General features: G+C 51.1%; 15 protein-coding genes. 6 read left to right on the top strand and 9 right to left on the bottom strand.

The genetic code is table 11. The annotated features are described in order from the left end of the window. The first annotated feature begins 339 nt into the window (after positions 1-339). Genes D328_RS0122425 through isdG form a run of 4 tightly spaced genes read left to right on the top strand, consistent with a single transcriptional unit; the run spans position 340 to position 3,459 of the window. Positions 340-1,320, top strand: coding sequence for an ABC transporter substrate-binding protein (locus D328_RS0122425; protein WP_018887296.1), 981 nt, complete (start codon positions 340-342; stop codon positions 1,318-1,320). Further along, positions 1,320-2,321, top strand: a complete 1,002-nt coding sequence (locus tag D328_RS0122420) for a FecCD family ABC transporter permease (RefSeq protein WP_018887295.1) — start codon at positions 1,320-1,322, stop codon at positions 2,319-2,321. The genes D328_RS0122425 and D328_RS0122420 overlap by 1 nt, the downstream gene beginning before the upstream one ends. Beyond that, the gene (locus D328_RS0122415; protein WP_018887294.1) at positions 2,318-3,106 is read left to right on the top strand and encodes an ABC transporter ATP-binding protein; all 789 of its coding nucleotides are present in this window, start codon (positions 2,318-2,320) and stop codon (positions 3,104-3,106) included. The genes D328_RS0122420 and D328_RS0122415 overlap by 4 nt, the downstream gene beginning before the upstream one ends. Positions 3,107-3,111: 5 nt before the next feature. Next, positions 3,112-3,459: a heme oxygenase gene (gene isdG / locus D328_RS0122410; RefSeq protein WP_018887293.1), complete on the top strand. Its 348-nt coding sequence runs from the start codon at positions 3,112-3,114 to the stop codon at positions 3,457-3,459. Between the two features lie 203 nt (positions 3,460-3,662). Here the strand turns inward: isdG and D328_RS0122405 are convergent, their stop codons facing one another. Then, on the bottom strand, positions 3,663-4,244 hold the full coding sequence (locus D328_RS0122405; RefSeq protein WP_018887292.1) for a LysE family transporter: 582 nt from the start codon (positions 4,242-4,244) through the stop codon (positions 3,663-3,665). 114 nt (positions 4,245-4,358) lie between these two features. Between D328_RS0122405 and D328_RS0122400 the strand changes: the two genes are divergently transcribed. After that, on the top strand, positions 4,359-4,913 hold the full coding sequence (locus D328_RS0122400; protein ID WP_018887291.1) for a helix-turn-helix domain-containing protein: 555 nt from the start codon (positions 4,359-4,361) through the stop codon (positions 4,911-4,913). A gap of 85 nt (positions 4,914-4,998) precedes the next feature. Here D328_RS0122400 and D328_RS0122395 read toward each other — a convergent pair whose 3' ends face one another. From D328_RS0122395 to D328_RS0122375, 5 genes are all read right to left on the bottom strand, one after another. After that, positions 4,999-6,006: an MBL fold metallo-hydrolase gene (locus D328_RS0122395; protein ID WP_018887290.1), complete on the bottom strand. Its 1,008-nt coding sequence runs from the start codon at positions 6,004-6,006 to the stop codon at positions 4,999-5,001. Between the two features lie 152 nt (positions 6,007-6,158). Further along, a complete protein-coding gene (locus D328_RS31120; protein WP_154659281.1) occupies positions 6,159-6,362 on the bottom strand; it encodes a hypothetical protein in 204 nt (67 codons plus the stop codon). Between the two features lie 184 nt (positions 6,363-6,546). Next, on the bottom strand, positions 6,547-6,657 hold the full coding sequence (locus D328_RS31925) for a hypothetical protein (RefSeq protein ID WP_018887288.1): 111 nt from the start codon (positions 6,655-6,657) through the stop codon (positions 6,547-6,549). 5 nt (positions 6,658-6,662) lie between these two features. After that, a complete protein-coding gene (locus tag D328_RS0122380; RefSeq protein WP_018887287.1) occupies positions 6,663-7,694 on the bottom strand; it encodes a cytochrome d ubiquinol oxidase subunit II in 1,032 nt (343 codons plus the stop codon). Positions 7,695-7,698: 4 nt separating this feature from the next. Continuing rightward, the gene (locus D328_RS0122375) at positions 7,699-9,036 is read right to left on the bottom strand and encodes a cytochrome ubiquinol oxidase subunit I (RefSeq protein WP_018887286.1); all 1,338 of its coding nucleotides are present in this window, start codon (positions 9,034-9,036) and stop codon (positions 7,699-7,701) included. Positions 9,037-9,397: 361 nt separating this feature from the next. Between D328_RS0122375 and D328_RS0122365 the strand changes: the two genes are divergently transcribed. Further along, on the top strand, positions 9,398-10,531 hold the full coding sequence (locus tag D328_RS0122365) for a virulence factor (RefSeq protein ID WP_018887284.1): 1,134 nt from the start codon (positions 9,398-9,400) through the stop codon (positions 10,529-10,531). Between the two features lie 31 nt (positions 10,532-10,562). Here D328_RS0122365 and D328_RS0122360 read toward each other — a convergent pair whose 3' ends face one another. The 3 genes from D328_RS0122360 to D328_RS0122350 form a co-directional block, all read right to left on the bottom strand. After that, positions 10,563-11,069 carry a mismatch-specific DNA-glycosylase gene (locus D328_RS0122360; RefSeq protein WP_018887283.1) on the bottom strand — a complete coding sequence of 169 codons (507 nt, stop codon included), beginning with the start codon at positions 11,067-11,069 and terminating at the stop codon, positions 10,563-10,565. Positions 11,070-11,452: 383 nt separating this feature from the next. Continuing rightward, positions 11,453-12,808 (bottom strand): MFS transporter, encoded by a 1,356-nt coding sequence (locus tag D328_RS0122355; RefSeq protein WP_026281333.1) that lies wholly within the window; start codon positions 12,806-12,808, stop codon positions 11,453-11,455. A 159-nt stretch (positions 12,809-12,967) separates the two neighbouring features. Beyond that, the gene (locus D328_RS0122350) at positions 12,968-14,092 is read right to left on the bottom strand and encodes a transglutaminase domain-containing protein (protein ID WP_018887281.1); all 1,125 of its coding nucleotides are present in this window, start codon (positions 14,090-14,092) and stop codon (positions 12,968-12,970) included. Position 14,093: the final 1 nt, after the last annotated feature.

The raw sequence follows: 14,093 nt of genomic DNA, 5'->3' as shown, positions 1-14,093 counted from the left end.
TCTCAAGCTCTAGGTGCGTTTTAGGTGCAATTAAGACTACACAAATTCTTTTAACAGCATTTTAAAAATAGCACTTTCAAGCTACCTATAGGCCTCACCTCTTTGATATATGTAAAAAACAGGCATGACATGACAACTCGCCTTGATATTAGCCCACTCGTTTTTAAGTTGTCAATAGGTTTGTAAAATTCATTAAGATTATTTCATAATTCTGTTGACAGTGATATTGATATTCATTATCATTTAATCAAATTGCTTCTCTTTCTATTAATTTCCACGAATTTTAATTTTCACATTTTGAATCTTTATTATCAGATTGACCACAGGAGTGTTTGTCTTATGCGTACAAAAATAAACGGCCTGCTTGGTGCTGGGTTTCTACTATTTGCCCTATCAGGCTGTGCTACTGGTACTGGAGATGCCCACCTATCGGCATCCGGTGCTGGCAGTCCCTCCCCCTCCTCCAACACCGCAGCGTCCTACAGCATTACTGATTTTGCCGGACGATCCATTACATTCAATCAGGTTCCTGAGCGAATTGCCGCACTAAGCAGCGGGGATATGGATGTCATCTATGCACTTGGCGGACAGCTTGTTGGTAGACCTGCAGTAGAGGGCGGGCCTGTTCCAGAGGCGGCTGAACAGGTCGAGCAGATCGGAACGACCCACGAGCTGGATCTGGAGAAGATCGCTTACGTCAAGCCTGACGTTGTACTGGGTAATGCCGCTCTGAATGCCAAGGATACTGCAACCGTTGAGAGCCTTGGTTCCAGAATGGTCCTTACCAGTGCTAACTCGGTGGCAGATATCAAGCAACAGATTGAGCTGTTCGGCAGCATGCTGCACAAGGAGGCTGAAGCTGCCAAGCTGATTGAGACACTCAATGGCAAGCTTGCTACCTTGTCCCAGCAGGTTCCAGCTAATAAGCCACGTGTACTGATGGTCTATGGGGCACCAGGCACTTACATGGCTGCTCTCCCCAATTCACTAAGCGGGGATCTATTAAGCCTTGCTGGTGGAGCTAACATTGCTGCGGACTTCCCACAGCTAGAGAACTATCCACAATATGCACAGCTGAACACGGAGCGAATTATTGAAGCAGATCCCGAATTCGTGCTGATCATTACCCACGGGAATCCAGAGGCCGTCAAGAGTGGATTTCTAAAAGAAATGCAAGTCAATGCGGCCTGGAATCGGATGAGTGCCATTCAATCCGGTCGTGTCGAGGTCCTGCCTTCGGATTTGTTCGGTACGAACCCGGGCACCCGGGTCACTGAAGCCCTGGATGTGCTCGGTAGCATCCTGAGGGATGTCCGTTGATGCCCCAAGTACAGCAGCGGGATCGACGCAGACGCCTCGTCATGCTGATATTGCCTGTTCTACTCATCGCTTCATGCCTGTATGGCCTTACCTATGGCTCGGTTCCTATCTCTCTGCGGGATATTGTGCAGACGCTCACAGGCCAAGACAACACGGCCTACACCACCATCATCATGGATCTTCGGATTCCGCGTGTGCTGACTGGACTCCTGGTCGGAGCCTGCCTCGCAGCCTCGGGTGCACTGCTCCAAGGTGTGATGAGGAATGCTCTCGCTGATCCAGGAATTATAGGCGTCTCGGCTGGCGGTGGGCTGGCGGCCATGATCTGCATGGTCATGCTGCCACAATTGGGGTACCTGCTCCCTGTTGCTGCATTCGCTGGTGCCTTCCTCACCTCAGTTGTAGTGTATGTACTCGCTTGGGATAAAGGGGCCTCGCCGGTGAAGATTGTACTTGCAGGAGTTGCGGTTAACGCCCTTCTCGGTGCAGTTACCAACGGCATTATGGTCATCTACAGCGATAGAGTCCAAGCCGTATTACCTTGGCTCGCCGGTGGCTTGAACGGTCGTAGCTGGTATCATCTAAGCTTCATTACTCCCTATGCGCTGATCGGACTGGTGCTCTCTCTGGCTGCTATTCGCCCGGCGAATGTGCTGCTTCTCGGAGACGATGCCGCCAAGCTGCTCGGTCAGAGAGTAGAGCTGCAGCGTGTGCTGATTATCCTACTAGCCTCACTGCTGGCAGGAGCTGCAGTAAGCGTCGCTGGGCTGGTAGGATTCGTAGGTCTCGTCGTACCGCATATGATTCGGCTGATCGCCGGAGAGGATTACCGTGTGCTGCTACCAGCCTCGATGCTGGGTGGAGCAGCGCTGGTCGTATTCGCGGATACGATCGCACGCTCCTGGTTCGATCCGATCGAGCTGCCGGTAGGAATATTGCTGGCCTGCCTTGGTGCCCCATTCTTCTTGATCCTATTAAGGAAGCGAGGAGCCATGACATGAAGGCCATTGATATTAGGGAGCTTGTCGTAGAGCGTGGCGGCTTCCGTCTGAAGGACATTGAGGCCCTGTTCCCACAGGGACAAATGACAGCAATTGTTGGGCCGAATGGCTCTGGCAAATCCACACTCCTTAAGGCCGTTACTCGTCTGCTACGTATACAGCAGGGTCAGATTCACATCATAGAGCAGCCTGCGGATACGTTATCGCCCAGACAATTCGCCACATTGGTGGCTATGCTTCCCCAGTCCCGCGAGGGCTTCCCCGATCTAACCGTCAAGGAGCTTGTAGCCTATGGTCGCTCTCCCCATAAGCGTCTGCTGAGCAGACGACTGAATGATGAGGACGAAGAAGCTATCCAGGCAGCAATGACAGCTACGGGAGTTCTGGCTTACGCGGATCGGCTTATCCATACTCTATCTGGAGGTGAACAGCAAAAGGCGCGTATTGCGATGGCGCTCGCCCAACAAACGGATATTCTGCTGCTCGATGAACCAACCACTTATCTGGATATGGCTCATCAGCTGGATTTAATGAACATGCTGACAGACCTGAATCGCAAGCGAAAGCTTACCATCGTCATGGTGCTTCATGATCTGCAGCAGGCTGCTGCATATTGTGACTACATGATTGCCATGAAGCGTGGACGCATCGTCGCAGATGGTGAGCCGAGCACGCTGTTAACCGCAGATTTCCTGCGTCAGGTCTACGAACTGGAGGCCAGGGTGACGTTCATGGACGGATATCCCTTAATCATTCCGAGTACAGGATTACATCATAGGAGGTAATAAGAATGGTAATTGTAACGAACACTTCGCAATTGAAAAAAGGCTATGCAGATCAGCTCATCGAACGCTTTAATAAGGTAGGCAAGGTAGAGACTATGGAGGGCTTTTTGGGACTGGAGGTCATGCTGACTGACCATAAGGGCGATTATGATGAAGTGACTGTCGTGACACGCTGGGAAGCAAGAGAGAATTTCCAGGCGTGGACCCGCAGCGATGCATTCCGTGAATCCCATTCCCATCGTCAGATTCCGGATTACATTCTGGATAACAAGATTTCCTTCTATGATGTCAAAATCGTCCGCCATCCCCTTTCCAACGAAAGTGCATTTTTGAGTGAGTCTGAGGCAGGCTAAGATGAACAGCTGAGAACAGCTGAGAGCAGCGAGCCTGGAAACGGACAATCCGCTTTTCCAAGACGTTTCCAAGGCTTCCCCGCTATCCGTTGATACTAGCACTTATAGCTTAGCTTGCAAAAAGCCGTGAAATCAGGGCACTCGTCCTTGATCTCACGGCTTTTATTGTTGAAAATAGTTAGTATCTCCGTATCCCTGCCTACTCAGTGAATCACAATGGTAGCCGCACAATAGATCAGCAGCAACCCCATCACCACATTAAACCCCCTCTGATACTTCGCCAGCAGACTACGAAAGACTGAACCAAAGATACTCCAGCTAAAGGTACCCATACACCCGATCAGTGCTACAATGACAGAATAGCTCAACAAGGCAGCGTACGAGGAATTATTGGGAAGAATAAAAGTTGAAGTTACTGTAATTCCGTACAATATCCCTTTGGGATTAATGAATTGCAGCAGCATACCTGCATGAAAGCTGTTATGGCGAGCTCCCGAGTCAGAATCATTCTCCAGCTTGCTTGTCATCATTTTAAATGCCAGATAGACTAGATATAGCGCGCCAAGCACAGCCATCACAGGCTCGGCCTTCGGCAACGCATGATGTAACATTACATTGAAGAAGCAGCACACCAGAATAATAATAAAGAAGCCGGTCCCCACACCAAGACAAAACTTCACCGTTCTGCTCAGCCCGAATCGATTGGCAAGCATCAGCGCCATGATATTATTGGGTCCAGGCGTAAAGCTCGCGACCAATGCAAAAATAAGTAAAGAACCCAGCACGTTGTGCTCCCCCTATCATATGTTATAACGAACGAATTAGACGTTATATAGCATTTGATCTTTTTATTGTACATATCGGTCGTTATAAAGTAAATAGAATTTGGAGGAATTCGCATGGAGAATATTAATGCCATTATCGCCGAGAACGTCAAGAAGATCAGAGCTGACAAGAAGCTCAGCCTGGAGAAGGTTGCCGAATTAACTGGCGTCAGCAAGACGATGATCGGTCAGATCGAGCGCGGGGAATCGACACCTACCATTACGACGATCTGGAAGATCGCCAATGGCCTCAAAATATCCTTCTCCTCCTTGATTCACCAGCCTCAGCCAGATACTACGATTGTGAAGAGAAAGGACATTCGCCCATTGCTAGAGGATGGTGGTAGATATCGTGTCTATTCCATGTTTTCTTTTGATGAAGAGCGACGCAGTGAGGTGTATAACGTGGAGATTGATTCCGGTGGTAGCCTGGATGCAAGCGGACATATTGAAGGAACCGAGGAATGGATTACTGTCTTCGATGGCGAGCTGTCCTTGAGTGTCGGTAACGAGGAGTACACGCTGCATGCCGGGGATGCCATCCGCTTCAAGGCAGACAGACCGCACTCGTACCACAATTCCGGCCAGAGCATGACCCGGCTGAGCATGATCTTGAACTATCCCTCCTAACAAAGCAAAAGAAACCTTTCCTTTGAAATGTGTGGTCGGTGTCCGCATTTTCAAAGGATGGTTTCTTTTGGGTGTCAACATATACCTATCCGAGCAGATGATTCTCTACCCTCAAAGTCTCACCGTGGCCCAGCACCTGAATCCGCTCTGGCGCAATGCCGAGTCGTTCACGCTCTACCTCTAGCCTATCAAGCGCTTCCCGAGGCGTATCATCAGCCAATTTGAACGTGCCATAATGCATGGGCACCATGAGCTTGGAGCCTGTCTCAACGAAGCCCTGCAACGCCTCCTCGGGCGTCACATGCTGGGAGGTCATGAACCATTCCGGCTCGTAGGCACCAATAGGCATTAAGGTCAGATCAATCGGGAACCGCTCGCCAATTTCCTTGAAGCCACGGAAATAGCCGGTATCCCCGACAAAATATATAGTAGGCGGCATCGGGGCCAACTCCTCGGACGCTACCTCAGGATTTGCATCCAGTGTGCCGCCGTGTCCGCTCACATGCGCTTCGGATTGGAGCACAAAGCCGCCCCAATGGGATGTATTCGTATCCATCAGAGTCCGACGCGTCCAGTGCTGAGCAGGCACAAAGGAGATACGCACTCCTCCCACGATCACATGCTCCCACCAATTCATTTCCTGACAGCGGTGGAAGCCCTTGCGGATCATTTTCGACTTCAAGCCCACCGGAACGATTACCGTAGTACCCGCACTGTACAGCTTCCGTAGGGATGCCATATGCATATGATCATAATGCGAATGAGACAGCAGAATGACATCAAGTGGCGGCACATCATGAATGGGGATGCCTGGTGGAGTGAGCCTGCGGTTAAAGGCCATGCGCTCAGCCCATACCGGATCGGTCACGATATTCAATCCCATATATTGAATGAAGAACGTAGAATGCCCTACCCACGTAATCGTGGTCGTCTCCTTATTTTCCTGCAAATAGGTCAGCTCTGGTGCATGGCTGGGGACTACAAAGGAATAATCCTTGATTTTGCGTCGTCGCTCCTCTCGCCACTGCCGGAACTGCTTCAGGGTCTTGTCTGTGCTGACATTATCTATATTGTTGAATCGGAATTTTGGCATGGTCACTGCTTCTCCTTCCTGACGAGGCTTTTAATACATTTAACACCCTCATCCATCCTGAAACTCTCGCTTTTATTTCGTCTTTAGCAGAATGCCCCGTGATCACGTCATTTCGTCATGAACTGGAAGTATCTAGAACCCGCAGCATGTCGTCACGAACCGGCAGCATCCAGGAACCGCAGCATGCCAAAAACCGCACGCAGCAATATGCCCCTCTCTGGAAGCATACTGCCCCGTACGGTCGATGTCAAAAAACGACATATTGTGCCGCATTCCTCCTGTACTTCTACAAGGCTGAGCGATCTGTCGAATTCTACACTTCCTTCACAGACGGTCTCTATTCTCGTGGTTCTCATGGATTTTGTGGATCTCGTGGATTTGGTGGAGCTGGTGGAGCTCGTTTATCTCGTAGTCCCCTTCGTCCTTATAATCCATGTTGTCCTCATCATTCACTCGATTCTCTTACTTCTAGAGATCATCTTGCTTCTCTTGGCTGCGATAATCCATGCTACTCTCCATCCAGGCCGGGATTGTCCTACCCTAATCCTCCGGGTTCTTGTATCTGGCTGTGTAGATGAACAGGAATACAATAACCGCAAGAATAATTAGCGGAGATTCGTACATGATCGTAAAATGCTCAAAGGCTGCCATCCACCTCACCCCTTCCCGCGGTTATGTCCGCGAATGTATGCCGCATCGAACAGGAACAGTCTGAGTAGCAGAATCAGCGAAGGGATCAGCACAAGCAGCCCCGCGCAAAAGGCCGTTATCAGCGCAATACCCATGGCATCATTCGTGAAGCTCTCATAGATGGATATGTAGGGATACAGAATATAGGGCAGATGCGTGCCCCCATAGCCGTACCAGGCACATGCGAACTGAAGGATCACGAAGATGAAGCTGGTCCCCAGATTCCGCCGCTTCCATAATAAATAGACCGCCAGCACAAAGCATATGAACGAGGCTATGAATATCCAGGCCTGATCAAGCATGTTCGCAAAATGCTCCGGGTTCTGACGATTAATCTGGAAAAAAGCGAGGACACTCGCGACAATTGTCGGCCCGCTCCAGAGCAGAGCATATCCTCTGACCACCTCGAAAGCCAAGTCATCCCCCGCACGCTTGGCATAATACGACAGGAACATCGCGGAGATATACAGCACGCTCACCAGCGCAAGCAGGATGACTGCCCATGTGTAGGGGTTCGCTAAGAACGTCCCCCAGCCTAGCGTGACCAGTCCATCCCGCTCTTCAATAACCCCACCCTCGGATATCGCGAGGATCGTAGACAGAGCGGCAGGGATGAGCAGGCCTGTCGCCCCGTACAAGGCCATGTAAATGATGTTATTGTCCCCATTGTTGCCATAGGTGTTATATGCATAGTACACCCCACGAATTGCAATCAACACCAGCGCGATGCTTCCCGGGACCAGTAGCCCTGTACCATAGTAGTAAGCCGTATCCGGGAAAAATCCGACCAATCCGACTACAAAGAAGATCAGGAACACATTCGTTACTTCCCACACTGGTGACAGGTAGCGCTGGATAATGTTGTGGATCAGGTTGCGGTGACCAGTCAGTACGCTGTAGAAGCTGAAGAAGCCTGCCCCAAAATCAATGGAGGCCACAAGCAAGTACCCGAACAGGAACGTCCAGAGCACCGTGATACCTATCAGTTCATAGCTCATGCTCCTATGCCCCCTCTATGCCAAGCTGCCGAATCTCTTCAAGCGCATCCTTGTTGCGGAACAGCTTGCTGAGCACTCGTATAGCTGATAAGCACAGCACAAGATAGAGAACAATGAACATCACCAGCATCCACCCCACACTGCCAGAGGTTGTTGCGGCCTCAGATACCTTCATATAACCACGTAGAATCCACGGCTGTCTTCCGACCTCCGCGAACATCCAGCCGAGCTCAATCGCCACCATGGCCATCGGACCAACAAGTAGCAGCGCGAGTAGCAGCCATTTCGGATAAGGCTTGCGTCCCGGAAGCCATTTTCGCAGGATATAGAGCAATGGAATGCAGAGAATAAGCACACCGGTCGTAATCTTCAGATCGAACATATAATGGATCGACAACGGAGGTCGCAGGTCCTCTGGATAATCATTCAGTCCCTTGACCACAGTACTCGGGCTATTGCCAGCCAGAATGCTAAGCGCATAGGGAATCTCCAGTGCATACTTGATATCGCCGTTCTTGTCCATATATCCTCCGTATACGAACGGAGCCTCAGACATCGTGTCGAAGTGCCACTCCGCGGCTGCCAGCTTCTCAGGCTGGTACTTCGCCAGGAATTTACCGGATGCATCTCCAATCAGTACCGTTCCAAGCGCGAATACAAAGGTGCAGACTGTCGTCAGCTTCAGCGCTTTTTTGAAATACGCATGATTTTTGCCCTTCAGCAGACTATAGGCTGCAATGCCTGCCAGTACGCCTGCACTCAACGTATAGGAGGACGCAAGGACGTGAGAGACCTTGGTCGGGGTCGCTGGATTGAACATCGCTACGAGCGGATTGATGTCCGTCATAATCCCATTCACTAGCGCGAAGCCCTGCGGCTGGTTCATGAAGGCATTCACTGTCGTGATGAAGATGGCGGAGGCGGATGAAGCAACGGCTACCGGGATCAAGAGTAATAGATGCGTGTATTTACCACGGAATCGCTCCCAGGTGTACAGATAGATACCCAGAAAGATAGCTTCGATGAAAAAGGCGAACGTCTCCAGAAATAACGGCAGAGCGATCGCCTGCCCCGCCACCCGCATGAAGGTCGGCCAGAGTAGACTGAGCTGGAGACCGATCGAGGTGCCTGTTACAACGCCGACAGCGACAGTAATGACGAAGCCACGAGCCCAGCGGCGGGCTAGCAGAGTATAGTGAGGATCACCCGTCCGCACACCTCTCCATTCTGCCAACGCAATCATCAGCGGGATTCCTACCCCGATGGAAGCAAATATAATATGTACGAACAGCGTAATGCCGGTGAGGAGCCGGCTCAGGATCACGGGGTCCAGCGCGGACATACAGCTACACTCCTTTGAACAAATCGGTATTACGACATCAAGCGGCTGATACTTTTAATCAGGGAGTACAGCATGATGACTGCAATCACACAGCATACAATAATCAGAGCTTTTTCCTGCTTGCGGAACATTCATACCACCTCCTGATTCGCTTCGTATCAGCCGATATGCCGATAATTACATTGTGGTCCAAATTTCCACATTTTAACCAAATGCCAACGTGAATCCTGTTCAGTGAATCCTGTTCGGCCTCACCGGAGCGTAAGGTTCCTTGCTTTTGGCACAGACAATAGAATCATGTACAATAGAGTTAGTTAAAATTCAGGAAACTGCAATTCGAAATAAGGAGGAAATCAAGGTTATGAAAGTAACTTCTATAGAGCCAACCCCAAGTCCGAACACCATGATGCTTCATCTGGATGAACGTCTGGAGGACGGCATTCGCAAGACTTATACGCTGGACAACGAGCGCTCAGCTCCTCCCTTCATTCGCCGCATGCTGCGCATTGAAGGCGTGAAGAGTGTATTTCATACGGCAGACTTCGTGGCATTGGATCGTAAGGGCAGTGCAGACTGGTCGACGGTTCTAAGCGAGGTGAGGGAGCAATTCGGTGAAGATGGCCAGGAGGCCGATTGGGAGCTTCCAGAGGAAGGAGCCGGAGAGCATTACGGGGAAGCACAGGTATTCGTGCAATTTTTCCGGGCCGTACCGATGCAGATTCGGGTAAAAGCCGGGCAGCAGGAGGAGCGAATCTCCCTGTCGGAGCGATTCGTGCAAGCTGTCACCGAGATTGCCAGCGCTACGCTGATCAAGGAACGGAAGCTGAGCGACTATGGAGTACGATACGGTGAATTGCCGGACATCGCCAGGGAGGTCGAGCAGGAGCTGGAGGCGGCCTATCCGCAAGAACGGCTGCGCAAGCTGATCGAGCAGGCGATTGCGCACAGCATAGACGGTGGCGAATTCGTGGAGCAGCGTCGCAGCTACACAGATGCCGAGCTACAAGAAGCCATGCAGCAGGCAGATTGGCGTGTACGCTACGCCGCGCTGGATGCGCTGGAGCCGGAGCCAAAGCATCTTCCACTACTACGTCAGGCTTTATCGGATGACAAAATGCAGCTGCGCCGGCTTGCTGTCGTGTACCTCGGCGATCTCAAGACACCAGAGGCCATGGAGCTTCTCTATCAAGCGCTGAAGGATTCGTCGGCTGCTGTGCGCCGGACAGCAGGGGATACTTTGTCCGATATCGGGGATGCTGCCGCTACACCTGCCATGATTGAGGCTTTGTCCGACAGCAGCAAGCTCGTGCGCTGGCGCGCGGCCAGATTCCTGTACGAGGTAGGCACGGAGGATTCCCGGGAAGCACTGGAGCAGGCAGCTCAGGACCCTGAATTCGAGGTCAGCCTGCAGGCCAGAATGGCATTAGAACGTATTGAATCCGGTGAGCAGGCCGCTGGGACGGTATGGCAACAAATGGCCCGCAGAAATTCTTAATACCCTCACCCACCGTTTGAATGAAGCACAGCTATTCGCTAATCAGCTCATGCAGACGTGTATACATGCCCACAACCTCTTCCAGCGGCATACGGACAAGTCCGCTGGAAGAAGGGGCTACGAATTCATGCACACCATCCACGACAGAATGCTCCTGTAATCCCCATGGCACATCAGACAGACGACTGAACTCTGTGTACACTCCTTTACCAACAAAGCAAGCATAGCTAGGGCGAAATTTCGCCAGCTTGTCATAGAGCAGGCTTCTTCCCTCTTCATATTCCTCACGGGTAATCTCGGCCGCTGTGCGGGTGGGCCTTGCTACAATATTCGTGAAGCCATATCCCAGCTTCAGCAGCTCGCCATCCTCGCTTGGCTTGTACAGCCGCGGGGTCAGACCAGACTGATGAAGTATCCGCCAGAACCGATTCCCGGGATGACCGTAATGATGACCCGTCTCGCCTGAGCGGAGACTGGGGTTATAGCCGACGAAGACAATCGTCAATCCATAGTCCAGATGGTCTTGGACTGTATCCATTAGACTCCTCCTTCCCGCTTACTAATACTTACGAGAAATGCCAAGGCGTGAACCATTGCAGACCCTATAGTTGCATAGGGTTGTATGGGGATGTATAGAGTCGCTGCAAGCTCTCCAGATACGAGCAAAGTACGAGCAAGATACGATTAAAGTACGAACAGCCCGACCTATTCTGAGCTCATGTTGAATGATCTGGAGAGCGCCGCCGTTAGCGGAAAGCGGGGAAGCCTTAGAGAAACAAAGTCTCTGCCTTGCAGCTTGCTGTTCACCTGCTTACGATCTTTGTTCAAAAGAACAGTAGGCTTAGTAGCAGCCGACAGGGCTCATTGCTTGCAGCGACTCTGTACTTACGTGTGATCGGGGCAAGATACTATTGCTGCCGACTAATTCACGCCCTGTGCAGAAATAGGTTCAGATGAGGTGTTGCCATCCCTCGCGAAGGATCTGCGACCAAGCCAACCAATCAATACCGCCGTTCCTGATAACAGCCCAGCGAATACATACAGATTGACAATTCCGAACCGTTCGGCGATCCAGCCCATCAGTAACAAGGATACACAGAAAGTGAAGCTCATAAGCGTTGCCTGTGCCGAGAGCACCTTCGGCAGATCATGTACCGCCACACTTTTCTGAATCAGAGTCCTTCTGGATACTACAGCCAGTTCAGCGGGCAAGCCCATAATTAGCACCACGATGAGACTAATCAGGGGTAATACATTTACAGCATACAGTATGGTCAGAATAGCATAACCAGTCATTCCAGCTAACATAGCCGGGAACAATCGGTGCTGAAGGCGATTCACTAGCATAAGCACCAGCAGGCCGCCGACAATCGTCCCCGCAAAATATGCGGCATTAATATATCCCCACCAGGACTCGTCCTTAAGCAGTACCTGCTGGACGAAGGCCAGTGTGAATGCACCGACCCATACGGAGCCCCCCAGCATGTCGACCATATCCATGAAGGTGAGAATCCGCAGGCGAGTGCTTTTGCCAATCAACATCCAGCCTTCTCGTAGTATGGCCCATTTTCCATCTCTCGATGGTTGATGTTGCTCAGAGCCAGCCGTCACCGCAGAAGCCGAATGGATCGGAGTCGGTTCCTCGGGCAGCCTCTGATCTCCACTCTTCACCAAGGTATGCGGTCGAAGCAAGAAGAAGCGCCCTGCTTCCATTGGATCACGCAGCAGAGCAGTGAAGAGCATAGCGATGGCATATAGCACGACGGCAATTATCAGTGTCTTCTCCGCTCCTGCGAAAGCCACAAGCATTCCACTCAGCCCCCAGCCCGCGAGCTGTACCGTCTGATCACTGACGGAAATCATACTGTTAGCCTTCATTAACGCATCTCCCGTCGCAAGACGCGGAACCAGCGCATTCCTTGCAGGAGTCGTCCAGCCATCCAGGAAGGACATGCCCAGCACAAGTGAGAATACAACCAACCAATCCGTGGCTGGGTGTGCCGCATTGATATATAGCACGAGTAAGGTGAAGAAGGCCAGCTGACCGGTCTGGGATATGAACAAAATAAAAGGAAGCTGATATCTGACGAGCAATAGCGGCGCAAAAAAACCGCTGATCATCTGGGCTCCCATGCGTAGCAAGGGAATGAGTATGGCTGTGATGATAGAGTCAGTGCTATTAAAGATGAGTGACACCAGTGCCATAATATATAGCACATCGGCAGCATTTGCCATGCTCTGTGTGCCGAGCAGGCAAAAGAACGATTTTTTGTACAACATAGTCTTCTCCTTATAATGATTAGAGCCAACAAATAGAATCGGGGTTGCAACCTATGCGTCTGTATACTTCAACAGTACAGGAGCTTCTTACATGTACTTTCACGCCTTCCTATAAAAATGGAGCAGCCCGCTAAAAGTGGAGCAGCCCGCCCCGGACTAGATCGTCCAGGACAGGCTGACTCTAAGGTGATTAGAATCGTGCTGATTCGTTACGCGATAGGAGATGGATTTCATCCCTAGCTGATAGAGGACCTGCAGATCCTTCTCCAGATTTTTCTCCGTCCCCTTATAGGCGAACACTAGTGTTTTGGTCCCCGCAGACATGGCCTTGCGTGCCTTCTCTACCATTTGCGGAGCTGATGATACCAGATTGCCCTCCTGATACATAGCGTATTCCAGCTCATTGTACATTTCCTGGTAGACCTTGGCCTTGGCCCCTCCGGCAGTGATTAACTGCGTGAGCGTCTGTTCATAGACGGTACTTGCTGCAGGATATTTCTTCGTCCAGGAATGATCCTTGCGAATCTGCGCATCCGTCAACAGATAGTAGGCGGTGCTCACTTCATTCGGCCGGTCCGGTGTCGGGTCATCCCATGTCGTATCCAGGTGGTACCACTTGCCATCCAGCAGGACCAGATTCCACGCGTGCAGCTGCCCCCCGGCTCTTCCTTCCACAATGCGGTTGGTAATTCCGGTTTCGTTCAGCATCTTGTAGGTTAAAAGTGCATAGCCTTGGCATACTGTAGTACCTGTAGCCAGCCCGTCATAAGCTGTATATTTCTGTAGTGTCTCATCGTAGGCCAGACGCACGACCACCCAATCATGAATGACCTTGACCTTCTCGTGGTCGGTCATTTCCGGCTTAATTAGCTCCTTCAGTGCGGCGCGTACCGTCTGATCCACAAAAGCTGTCTGCTCCTTGGTCTCACGGTATTTGAGCGTCACGGTAACCTGTGCCGAGTTGGACGAGCCTTTATAATTGTAGGCATAGCTTTTCAAAGTATAGTTCACATAAGGATCGCTCTGCATGGCCTCATCAATGGCGGTCTGCAGATCCTTTTTCAGATTCTTGACCTGTCCCTTATATGTAAAATTCAAGCTGTCTTTACGGTCCATCATGGCCGCCAGCAGCTTCTCCTCCAATTGCCCTGTAGTCACCTCGACTGACGGATTGACAGCCGCATAGACCTCGCTCCACTCCACTACCTGAGGAATGCCTAATGCCAGTACAGAGCTTAACAATAGCAACTTAATCAGTCGCGGACGTACTCGATTCATCATC

Origin of the sequence: Paenibacillus massiliensis 2301065 = DSM 16942, assembly GCF_000377505.1 — a bacterium.
Taxonomy (GTDB): domain Bacteria; phylum Bacillota; class Bacilli; order Paenibacillales; family Paenibacillaceae; genus Paenibacillus; species Paenibacillus massiliensis.
This window is presented reverse-complemented; position numbering and strand designations above follow the sequence as displayed.

Excerpts from the sequence above, each read along its gene's own strand:
- D328_RS0122365 (WP_018887284.1), top strand. The coding sequence starts at position 9,398 with ATGAAAGTAACTTCTATAGAGCCAACCCCAAGTCCGAACACCATGATG.
- D328_RS0122420 (WP_018887295.1), top strand. The coding sequence starts at position 1,320 with ATGCCCCAAGTACAGCAGCGGGATCGACGCAGACGCCTCGTCATGCTG.
- D328_RS0122395 (WP_018887290.1), bottom strand. The coding sequence starts at position 6,006 with ATGCCAAAATTCCGATTCAACAATATAGATAATGTCAGCACAGACAAG.
- D328_RS0122380 (WP_018887287.1), bottom strand. The coding sequence starts at position 7,694 with ATGAGCTATGAACTGATAGGTATCACGGTGCTCTGGACGTTCCTGTTC.
- D328_RS31120 (WP_154659281.1), bottom strand. The coding sequence starts at position 6,362 with ATGAGAACCACGAGAATAGAGACCGTCTGTGAAGGAAGTGTAGAATTC.
- D328_RS0122375 (WP_018887286.1), bottom strand. The coding sequence starts at position 9,036 with ATGTCCGCGCTGGACCCCGTGATCCTGAGCCGGCTCCTCACCGGCATT.
- D328_RS0122415 (WP_018887294.1), top strand. The coding sequence starts at position 2,318 with ATGAAGGCCATTGATATTAGGGAGCTTGTCGTAGAGCGTGGCGGCTTC.
- D328_RS0122360 (WP_018887283.1), bottom strand. The coding sequence starts at position 11,069 with ATGGATACAGTCCAAGACCATCTGGACTATGGATTGACGATTGTCTTC.
- D328_RS31925 (WP_018887288.1), bottom strand. The coding sequence starts at position 6,657 with ATGGCAGCCTTTGAGCATTTTACGATCATGTACGAATCTCCGCTAATT.
- D328_RS0122425 (WP_018887296.1), top strand. The coding sequence starts at position 340 with ATGCGTACAAAAATAAACGGCCTGCTTGGTGCTGGGTTTCTACTATTT.
- D328_RS0122400 (WP_018887291.1), top strand. The coding sequence starts at position 4,359 with ATGGAGAATATTAATGCCATTATCGCCGAGAACGTCAAGAAGATCAGA.
- D328_RS0122350 (WP_018887281.1), bottom strand. The coding sequence starts at position 14,092 with ATGATGAATCGAGTACGTCCGCGACTGATTAAGTTGCTATTGTTAAGC.
- isdG (WP_018887293.1), top strand. The coding sequence starts at position 3,112 with ATGGTAATTGTAACGAACACTTCGCAATTGAAAAAAGGCTATGCAGAT.